The sequence below is a fragment of the Mycolicibacterium arcueilense genome (genome assembly GCF_058536225.1).
This window is the reverse complement of record NZ_JBZTYL010000034.1, coordinates 190,297-199,666: the sequence shown is the minus strand read 5'-3', so window position 1 is coordinate 199,666 and position 9,370 is coordinate 190,297. Positions and strand designations below refer to the sequence as shown.

General features: G+C 65.2%; 9 protein-coding genes and 1 pseudogene. 3 read left to right on the top strand and 7 right to left on the bottom strand.

Annotated features, from left to right (window positions below):
• The 4 genes and pseudogenes from AC4LGL_RS29580 to AC4LGL_RS29565 form a co-directional block, all read right to left on the bottom strand.
• Positions 1 to 154: pseudogene (locus tag AC4LGL_RS29580) on the bottom strand (DUF5078 domain-containing protein); the annotation flags it as partial.
• Positions 155 to 171: 17 nt separating this feature from the next.
• Positions 172 to 501, bottom strand: a complete 330-nt coding sequence (locus tag AC4LGL_RS29575) for a DUF732 domain-containing protein (protein ID WP_491841840.1) — start codon at positions 499 to 501, stop codon at positions 172 to 174.
• On the bottom strand, positions 501 to 3,419 hold the full coding sequence (locus tag AC4LGL_RS29570; protein WP_055110426.1) for an MMPL/RND family transporter: 2,919 nt from the start codon (positions 3,417 to 3,419) through the stop codon (positions 501 to 503). Before AC4LGL_RS29570 ends, AC4LGL_RS29575 begins: the two co-directional genes overlap by 1 nt.
• Complete coding sequence (locus AC4LGL_RS29565) at positions 3,416 to 3,838, bottom strand: MmpS family transport accessory protein (RefSeq protein ID WP_055110425.1); 423 nt, start codon at positions 3,836 to 3,838, stop codon at positions 3,416 to 3,418. The genes AC4LGL_RS29570 and AC4LGL_RS29565 overlap by 4 nt, the downstream gene beginning before the upstream one ends.
• A gap of 192 nt (positions 3,839 to 4,030) precedes the next feature.
• Here AC4LGL_RS29565 and AC4LGL_RS29560 point away from each other — a divergent pair, with 192 nt between their 5' ends.
• Positions 4,031 to 4,693 (top strand): TetR/AcrR family transcriptional regulator, encoded by a 663-nt coding sequence (locus AC4LGL_RS29560; RefSeq protein ID WP_491841839.1) that lies wholly within the window; start codon positions 4,031 to 4,033, stop codon positions 4,691 to 4,693.
• A gap of 52 nt (positions 4,694 to 4,745) precedes the next feature.
• Positions 4,746 to 5,606 carry a GNAT family N-acetyltransferase gene (locus tag AC4LGL_RS29555; RefSeq protein WP_491841838.1) on the top strand — a complete coding sequence of 287 codons (861 nt, stop codon included), beginning with the start codon at positions 4,746 to 4,748 and terminating at the stop codon, positions 5,604 to 5,606.
• On the opposite strand, the gene AC4LGL_RS29550 is transcribed toward AC4LGL_RS29555, so the two are convergent.
• The 3 genes from AC4LGL_RS29550 to AC4LGL_RS29540 form a co-directional block, all read right to left on the bottom strand.
• The gene (locus tag AC4LGL_RS29550; protein WP_491841837.1) at positions 5,600 to 6,214 is read right to left on the bottom strand and encodes a pyridoxamine 5'-phosphate oxidase family protein; all 615 of its coding nucleotides are present in this window, start codon (positions 6,212 to 6,214) and stop codon (positions 5,600 to 5,602) included. The two genes, AC4LGL_RS29555 and AC4LGL_RS29550, sit on opposite strands and share 7 nt — an antisense overlap.
• Before the next feature lie 129 nt (positions 6,215 to 6,343).
• Positions 6,344 to 7,435, bottom strand: a complete 1,092-nt coding sequence (gene menE / locus AC4LGL_RS29545; protein WP_491841836.1) for an o-succinylbenzoate--CoA ligase — start codon at positions 7,433 to 7,435, stop codon at positions 6,344 to 6,346.
• 41 nt (positions 7,436 to 7,476) lie between these two features.
• Entirely contained in the window at positions 7,477 to 7,839 is a 363-nt protein-coding gene (locus AC4LGL_RS29540) for a DUF3349 domain-containing protein (RefSeq protein WP_491841835.1), read from the bottom strand.
• Between the two features lie 265 nt (positions 7,840 to 8,104).
• On the opposite strand from AC4LGL_RS29540, the gene AC4LGL_RS29535 reads away from it, so the two are divergent.
• Positions 8,105 to 9,367 carry an inorganic phosphate transporter gene (locus AC4LGL_RS29535; protein WP_491841834.1) on the top strand — a complete coding sequence of 421 codons (1,263 nt, stop codon included), beginning with the start codon at positions 8,105 to 8,107 and terminating at the stop codon, positions 9,365 to 9,367.
• Positions 9,368 to 9,370 lie beyond the last annotated feature (3 nt).

Below are 9,370 nucleotides of genomic sequence, written 5' to 3'. Positions count from 1 at the left end.
CGGCGGTGCACGGGGTGCGCAGGATCCGGTTGGGGATCGGGTAGTCGTCGGTGGCGTCGGCATTTGCGATGCCGGCGCCGGCCAGGCTGGCGGCCACCGCGCAGGTGGCGACGCCGGTGCGGATCAGGTTCTTGACGCTGGTGCGGTTGGACATGGTGCTCCCAGGGTTGGTTAGTGCGCGGCCTGTTCGTAGACGAAGCGCTGATCGGGGCAGTAGTAGTTGATGGCGGTGCCGGTGAACTGCCACGACTGGGCGTCGGTGCTGTCCTTGGCCAGTTGCTTCTTCACGAAACCGACCAAGTCCTGGGCGGTGTGGTCGACGCCGTTGTGCAGTCGCTTGCACATGATCTTGGCGATCCAGGCGTTGTAGTCCCGCTGCCCGTAGATACCGAAGGTGTGCAGCTCATTCGCGAAATCGGTGTCCGGATCGGCAGCGGCCGGTGCCGCGACGGCGAGACCGGTTGCGGCGCAGATCGACAGGGCAATGATCAGGCGTTTCATCAGGCCAGGGCCTCCTCGGGGTCTCGCTGGACGGGCTTCGGCCACGGTTGTGGCAGCGGACGCTGACGCACCCGCTGAGGCCACCAGAACCAGCGCCCGAGCAACGTGGCGATGGACGGTGTCATCAGCGACCGGACCACAAGGGTGTCGAACAGCAAGCCTAAGCCGATCGTCGTTCCGACCTGACCGATAACGATCAAACTGCTCACCGCCATCGATCCCATGGTGAAGGCGAAGACCAGGCCTGCGGAGGTGACCACGGCGCCGGTACCGACCATGGCCCGGATGATTCCGGTCTTCAGCCCGGCGTGGATCTCCTCCTTTATTCGTGACACGAGCAGCAGGTTGTAGTCCGCACCGACGGCCAGCAGGACGATGACCGACATCGGCATCACCATCCAGTGCAGTGGGATACCCACGATGTGTTGCCAGAGCAGTACCGACAGGCCGAAGGCCGAGGCAAGGCTCAACACCACCGTGCCCACGATCACCGCAGAGGCCACCACGGCGCGGGTGAGCACCAACATGATGATGAAGATCAGGATCAGTGCCGCTGCGGCCACGATGATCAGGTCGTAGTCGGCACCCTTCTGCATGTCGTAGTACGTCGCCGAGCTGCCGCCGAGGTAGATCTTGGCCCCCTCGAACGGTGTGCCCTTGATGGCGTCGGTCGCCGCGACCTTCATCGGTTCGATGCGTGCGGTGCCTTCCGGCGTCAGCGGATCACCCTGGTGAATGATGGTGAACCGCACCGCATGTCCGTCAGGCGACATGAACAGCTTGAGGCCCCGCTGGAAGTCGGCGGTCTCGAACGCCTCCGGCGGCAGGTAGAACGAATCGTCGTTCTTGGCCGTATCGAACGCTTCGCTCATGGCGGTGGCGGTGTTCTGCATCGCCATCGTCTGGTCCTGCTGGGCCTTCTGCACCTGGTACTGGTTCAGCAGCATCTGCTTCTGATGCTTCATCGACTGGATCTGCCGCGGCATCGTGGCGACCATCTTGGGCATCAGGTCGGCCATGCGCTGCATCTCGGGAACGAGGTCCTGGAAGTCGTCGGACATGGTGTTGATGCCGTCGAGGGCGTCGAATATGGACCGAATGGACCAGCACATCGGGATGTCGAAGCAATGCGGTTCCCAGTACAGGTAGTTGCGGAGCGGCCGGAACTGGTCGTCGAAGTCCGCCAGGTGATCCCGGACGTCGTTCATGTCGCTCGACGTCGTCTTCATCTTGTCGGCCATGCGCTGTGACACCGCAGCGAGATCCGTCTGGATGCTCATCATCTCGGTCATCGCGTCGATGCTGGTCTGCAGATCGTCAGCTTGATCGAGGATGTTCTGCAGATTGGTCTGCGCGTAGTCGTTGTTCATCAGCTGGGTCGTGCCGCTCTGGCCCAGCGTGTACGGGATCGTCGAGTGCTTGATCGGATCGCCGTCGGGACGGGTGATGGTCTGCACCTGGGCGATGCCGTGCACGTTCTTGAGGGCCTTGGCGATCTTGTCGATGACCAGGAAGTCGGCCGGGTTCCGCAGATCGCGGTCGGACTCGATCATCATCAGGTCCGGGTTCATCTTGGCCTGCGAGAAGTGCCGGAACGCAGCGTCGTATCCGATGTTCGTCCCCACGTCCTTGGGCAGGAAGATGCGGTCGTTGTAGGTGGTGTGGTAGCCGGGCAGGGCGAGCAGGCCGACCAATGCTGCGACGATGGCGCACACCAGGATTGCGCCCGGCCAACGGACGGTGGCGGTGCCGACCCGGTGCCAGCCGCGGGACTTCGAATGCCGCTTGGGCTCGAGGATCTTGCCGAATCGGCTGGCCACCGAGATGACGGCCGGACCCAGGGTCAGTGCCATGGCGACCACCATGGTCATTCCGATCGCCAGTGGAATGCCCATGGTCTGGAAGTACGGCAGACGCGTGAAGTGCAGGCAGAACGTCGCACCGGCGATGGTCAGACCCGAGGCGAGCACGACATGGGCCGTGCCGTGGAACATGTCGTAGTAGGCCGCTTCCTTGTCCTCGCCGGCTCTTCGTGCTTCCTGATATCGGCCGATCAGGAAGATCGCGTAGTCGGTGGCCGCGGCGATGGCCAAGGTCACCAGCATGTTGGTCGCGAACGTCGTGAGACCGAAGAAGTTGTGATAGCCCAGTAGCGCGACAAGTCCACGGGCGCCGGACAATTCGAGCACGACCATCAACAGCACGATCAGTGTGGTGATGATCGATCGGTAGACGCCAAGCAGCATCACGGCGATGACACCGAAGGTGACGAGCTCGATCAGCTCCATGCTCTCGTCGCCGACGATGTTCTGGTCGGTGCTGGACGCGGCCGATCCGGTCACGTACGCCTTCACGCCATCAGGCGCGGGGCTTTCGGTGGCGATGCGCCGCACCGCCTCGACCGACTCGTTGGCCAGCGTCTCGCCCTGGTCGCCGGCGATGTAGACCTGCACGTAGGCGGCCTTGCCGTCGCGGCTTTGGGCGCCCTTGGCGGTCAGGGTGTCACCCCAGAAGTCCTGCACATGCTGCACGTGCGTGGTGTCCGCGCGCAGGTCACGAACCATCTGGTCGTAGAACACGTGCGCTTCAAGGCCCAGTGGCTTGTCGCCTTCGAGGACGACCATCACCGAGCTGCTGGTGTCGTACTCCTGGAACTTCTTGCCGACTTCTTTGATGGCGATCATCGACGGTGCGTCGTTGGGACTCATCGACACCGCGCGCATCTTGCCGACAACCTCGAGTTGCGGCACGACGGTGTTGAGCAGTGCCACGATCACGATCCAGATCAGGATGATCGGCAGGGCGAATGCCCGGATGAATCTCGGGAGCATCGGGTGCGGAGGTGCCGCATGGCGTCCCGTCGGGATGGCGTCGGTCGGGGTCTCGTCGGTCTGGGTTTCTTCCTTGCGGCCGATCATGCTGCCTTCACAAAGCAGAAGGTTTGTGCGTTCAATCCAGTAGCCGTTCTCTCTTCTTTGACCTCGTCATCGACGGTGACTCGGCAACTGATGCTGCTTCCGTCGCCTTGCGCCATGATGTTGGGCTGCACCGACGGCAATGTGGTTTGCAGGGTCAAAGACCATGGCAGCGGCACGGTTCCGGTGCGCTGGGGTTTGCCTTCGAGGTCCATGTAGTTGATGACGGCGGTGCCGCCCGTTCCGAAGATCTCGTACTTCACGAACTTGGGGTTGAAGTCTTCGGCGTTGTCCGAGGTGGTGTCGGTGATAATCACCGGATGTGCGCCGAAGACCTTGCGGACGTTCATCACGATCAGCACGCCGGCCCCCATCGCGATGACGATCAGGACGGGGAGCCAGATTCGGCGGATTGCCTTCATCGCGACGGCCCCGAGAGGAGGCCCGCGGCGGGCGTTTCGATGACAGGTGTCACTGGTGGGCCTCCCGACGTTTTCGATGCGATCGCGACAACCCTGCTGTTAGGCGGCCTACGCACTTCGAGGCGTAAAGTTATCCGAATAAGTGGATAGGATCAATCCACTTATGACGCCGCTCACTTTGGACTGAGAGATATGACCGAGGAAACAAGACCCGCGCTGCGCAAGGACGCGGAGCGCAACCGTCAGCGGGTGCTCGACGCTGCGAGGGAGCTGTTTGCCGAGAAAGGTCTTGAGGCGACGCTCAACGATGTGGCGCGCTACGCCAATGTCGGGGTGGGCACGGTGTACCGCCGGTTCGCCACGAAGGAAGAGCTGATCGCGGCCATCTTCGTCGACGGTATGGAGCAGCTCACTGCGCTGGCAGAATCTGCGCTGCAACAAGAAGATTCATGGCAGGGATTCGCCTGGTATGTCGACAAGATGTGCGAGATCACGGCGACTGACCGGGGATTGCGGGAAATCGCGTTCAGCAAGGCCTATGGGTGCGACCGGGTCAAGGCCTGCCAGGAGCAGCTCGTCCCGGTGTTGACCAAACTGGTCGAGCGGGCTCAACGCGACGGGTATCTACGTCCGGAGTTGTCGTCCACGGACATGCCGATCTTCGGGCTTCTGGCCGGCACGGTCAGCGAATTCGCCGGCAATGTCGATGCCGAACTGTGGCGTCGCTACGTGGCCATTCTGCTGGATGGCATGCGCTACCACGCCGGCCAATCGCGCATTCCGGTGAAGGCGCTCGACAGTGATGAGCTCGACATGGCGATGCAGTCGTGGGAGCCGGCCGGGCCGCCGCGCTGACCGGCACGATGTCGGGACGTTTCGGAAATGCCTGTGCGGGCACAATATCGACGTGGCTATCTACGGTGACTCGGACGTTGGTACAGGACAATTGTTTTGCGGGGTCGAGCTGGCCCGCCGTATCGAGAAGGCCGAGTCGGACCTGATCGTCGCGGCGACCCGGGCCGCAGGCGATCGTGGTGCCGACGGGTTGGTGTTGCCGGTCGCCGGCGGATTCGCGTGTTTCGCCGAGGCTGAGTCGCCGATGAACAAGCTGGTCGGCCTCGGCTTCGACGGTGTGCCCGACGAGGCCGTGCTGGGCGAGGTCGAACGGGCCTTCGCGGCCAGGGGCAGCGAAACCCGGGTGGAGCTGTCCAATCTCGCCGATCCCGAGATCACCGCGCTGCTGTCCGGCCGCGGCTATCGCCTCGCCGAGTTCGAGAACGTCCTCGGCCGCCCGATCGGCGTCGAGGCACCGTTGGCGACGGAGGTGGACGTGCGCCGGGCCGCCGATCTCACCGCATGGGTGAACGTCGTGGTGGAGGGCTTCGCCCATCCCGACGGTGAAGGCGCGGTCAGTCATGAGCAGTTCCCCGCCGACATCATCGAGCGCGCCGAGCGTGACATCGAAAAAGCCGGGGCCACACCGTATATCGCATTGTACGGCGGAGCGGTCGCGGGCGGCGCGATGATGCGGCTGGCCGACGGGATCGCGCAGTTGGCGGGAGCGGCGACGGCACCGGCCTTCCGGCGCCGTGGCGTGCAGTCAGCGCTGCTGGCGGCCCGGTTGGCCGAGGCTGCCGATGCCGGATGCGAGATCGCCGTGGTGACGACGGCGCCTGGCTCGAAGTCCCAGCACAACGTGCAGCGTCGAGGATTCCAGCTGCTCTACACGCGGGCGATCCTGGTGAAACCGGCTGCGGCGGTTCAGTAGAGCATCGTGCGCAGGTTGTCCTCGCGGTAATACGCGTCGAGTTCGTCTTGGGTCTGGTCGGGTTTGAAGGCCTTGGCCATCTGGGCCACCGAGGGTGCCGCCGTCGGATTCCAGCTCTCGGGCTTCCACGCCTCAGAGCGCAGGAACGCCTTGGGGCAGTGGAAGAACACCTCGTCGACGGCGATCTCCAGGGCCAGGATCGGCCGCTTGCCGTTCACCACCATGGTGTCGAAATAGTGGGCGTCCGAAAGGATCCGCGCGGTGCCGTTGATGCGCAGGGTGTCGCCGCGGCCGGGGATGACGAACACCGTACCCACGTGCGGGCGCTCGAGGACGTTGAGGTAGCCGTCGACGCGCCGGTTGCCGGGCCGTTCCGGGATGGCGATCGTGGTGTCGTCGAGGATCTGGACGAAACCCGGCGGGTCACCCTTGGGGGAGACGTCGACGCGGCCGTGCGCATCGGTGGTCGCCACGAAGCCCAGCGGCGACTGCTTGAGCCAGACCTGCTGCGCTTCCGACAGCCGGGCGGTCACCTTGTTGGCGGCGGCCGCGGTGGGCTGGCCGACGATGGCGCGAAGGTCGTCCACTGAGGTCACTTCTCGGCGCATGGCTCCATCATGCCCAAGCCGCAAGTGAAATTCCGGCTCCGTAGTTCCGGCGACGCTCCCGCGAGAACAACGCAGTGGTCGTTCTCCGTGGCGGGCAGAGCCATGGCGTTGTTCTGGGCGTCGCTGCGCTCAGCTGTAGCGGGCCGACAGCGCCCGGCGGTCCAGCTTGCCGATGCCGCGACGGGGCAACTCGTCGACGATGTGCACCTCGCGCGGTGCCGCGGTGGCATCCAGCGTCTGGGACACCTGGGCCCGCAGCTCGGCCAGGTCGGGGGCGCTCGAACCCGGGGTCAGCACCAGCGCGGCGACCACCCGCTGACCGAGCCGCTCGTCGGGGACCCCGAACACCGCGCAGTCGGCGACCGCCGGATGGCCGGCCAGCGCCGATTCGACCAGTTGCGGCAGCACCGTCAACCCTCCGGTGCTGACCGCGTCGTCGACCCGGCCCAAGACCCGGAGCGCACCCGAATCATCCACGGCACCAAGATCATCGGTGCGGAACCAGCCGGGCTCGGCGAACGGATCGGGTGTGACCGGGTTGCGATACCCCTTGGCCACGGTGGCGCCGCCGAGCAGGATGCGGGAGTTGTCTATCCGCACCTCCACGCCGTCGAGCGCCACCCCGTCGTACACACAGCCGCCCGCGGTCTCGCTCATCCCATAGGTGCGGACCACGTTCACCCCCGCCGCCCGGGCCCGTTCGGCCACACCGGCCGGCATCGGTCCGCCGCCGATCAGCACGGCATCGAGTTCGGCCAGCGCTTCCGCGGCGGCAGGGTCCTGCAGGGACTTGTCCAGCTGTACCGCCACCAGTGAGGCGTACCGGCGCCCACCGGCCAAAGCGGCCACCGCCGAAGGCAACTCGCCCGGGTCGAAGGAGGCCGGAATGGCGACGGGCGTGGTGCCGGCCAGCGCACTGCGCACCAGCACCTGCAGGCCGGCGATGTGATGGGCGGGCAAGGCCAGCAGCCACCGGCCCGCACCCCCCAACCGGGCGTGGGTGGACTCGGCGCTGGATCGCAACGCCGCCGCGGTCAGCAACGCGCCTTTGGGTTTGCCGGTGGTGCCCGAGGTCGAGATCACCAGGGCGACGTCGTCGTCGATCTCCTCGCCGGCGCGCAAAGTGGTTGTCAGCAGGGAACTCTGACGTTCATCGTCTGCGGGCACGGGCAGGATCGCCGACTCGCGCCCGGTCAGGACGTCATCGAGGACCGCCAGCAACGGGTCCGTCGCAGATCCGACGGAGACGGGGCGAAGAACGGCTATGCCGGGCCCCCTGGCTCTTTCGGGTCGTCGCTGTCGGTGCGGCCGGCCTCATCGGTGTCGACGGAGTCTTCGGGGTCGCGCGGATCGTCCAACGGCCAGCCCTTGGCGGCCAGCCGTTGCCGTACCCGTTCGACGTCTTCCACGCGGGGCAGCTCGTCGGTGATCTGGGTGATGAGCACCCCGATGTCGATGTGATCGAAATCACCGCGATCGATGAGATCCCGTGCGACTGCTTTGACTTCGTCGTTGGTCAGGCGCCGGGTCAGCAGCGCCAGCAGCGGCACCCGGTCTGGTCCGGGCACCCCCTCGGGGTACCCGGCATTCAGCCAGGCCGCGATCTTCGCGAGAAAAGCGTTCACTGTGCCTACTCCTGATGCACCCGAGCGAAGTTCCACCGGACATACGAGTTTGAGCCGGAGGACCGCATTGATGTTAGTGGTGCCGGCCGACTCTGGCTCGCAGTGAACTTATAGCCCGCTCGGGGATCGGCAAACCGCCCCGGCGAACAATCCGGGGTGAGCAGATGAACACTCGGTGAACTCATTCGGAGCGTATTCGAATTCCCAGCTCAGCGAGGTGTTTCCGGCTGGTCAAAAACGCCAATGGTCCTACAGAATTACCGCCATGAGCGCTGAGCTGATCGTCCTGGTGCTGTTGATAGCAACAGCACTGGCCTTTGACTTCACAAACGGCTTTCACGACACCGGCAATGCCATGGCCACTTCGATCGCCACGGGGGCGTTGAAGCCCAAGACCGCAGTGATCCTGGCGGGTGTTCTCAATCTGGTCGGCGCGTTCCTCTCGGTCGAGGTGGCTGTCACGGTCACCACATCGGTGCTCAAGATCCAGGACAGCAAGACAGGGTCGCTGGTTTCCGGCATCGACGCCTCGACGGGACTCACGATCATCTTCGCCGGCCTGATCGGCGGTATCCTCTGGAATCTGCTGACCTGGCTCTTCGGCATCCCGTCCAGCTCGTCGCATGCGCTCTTCGGCGGGCTGATCGGCGCCGGGTTGGCAGCCATCGGCCTGTCGGGGGTCAACTGGTCCGGCGTCCTCCAGAAGGTGCTCATCCCCGCGATCGCGGCGCCGTTCATCGCCTGCCTCGTCGCCGCCGCCGGAACCTGGCTGGTCTACCGCATCACCCGCAACGTGCTGAAGAAGCGTCGCGAGCAGGGCTTCCGCTGGGGCCAGATCGCCACCGCCTCGCTGGTCGCACTGTCGCACGGAACGAATGACGCCCAGAAGACCATGGGCGTCATCGCACTCGCCCTCATCACCACCGGCCACCTGACCGGCAACGTGAAGGAAGACGGCCTGCCGTTCTGGATCATCGCCTCCTGCGCGCTGGCCATCGGCCTGGGCACCTACATCGGCGGCTGGCGCGTCATCCGCACGCTGGGCAAGGGCCTGGTGGAGATCGAATCCCCGCAGGGGCTTGCCGCCGAAGCATCCTCGGCCGCAATCATTTTGAGCTCGAGCGCCGCGGGTATGGCGCTGTCCACCACTCACGTCGCCACCGGCTCGATCCTCGGTAGCGGCGTCGGTAAGCCCGGTGCCGAGGTGCGCTGGGCGGTGGCCGGACGCATGGCGATGGCGTGGCTGATCACGCTGCCCGCCGCCGGGATCGTCGGCGCGCTGGCCTTCTGGCTGTCGCACGGTGTCGAGGCGCTCACCGGTGCCGCGCTGGCCGGCGACGGCCTCATCTTCCTGATCCTGGTCGCCCTGTCCGGGTACATGTGGTGGCGCGCCCAGCAGCAGAAGGTCGACCACAAGAACGTCAATGCCGATTGGGATGACTCCACCAACTCGGTGGTGCCGGCCGAGGTACGCGAGGCCGGGAAGCCCGCCAAGCCCGCCACCACCGCCGACAAAGCCGCAGTCTGACCG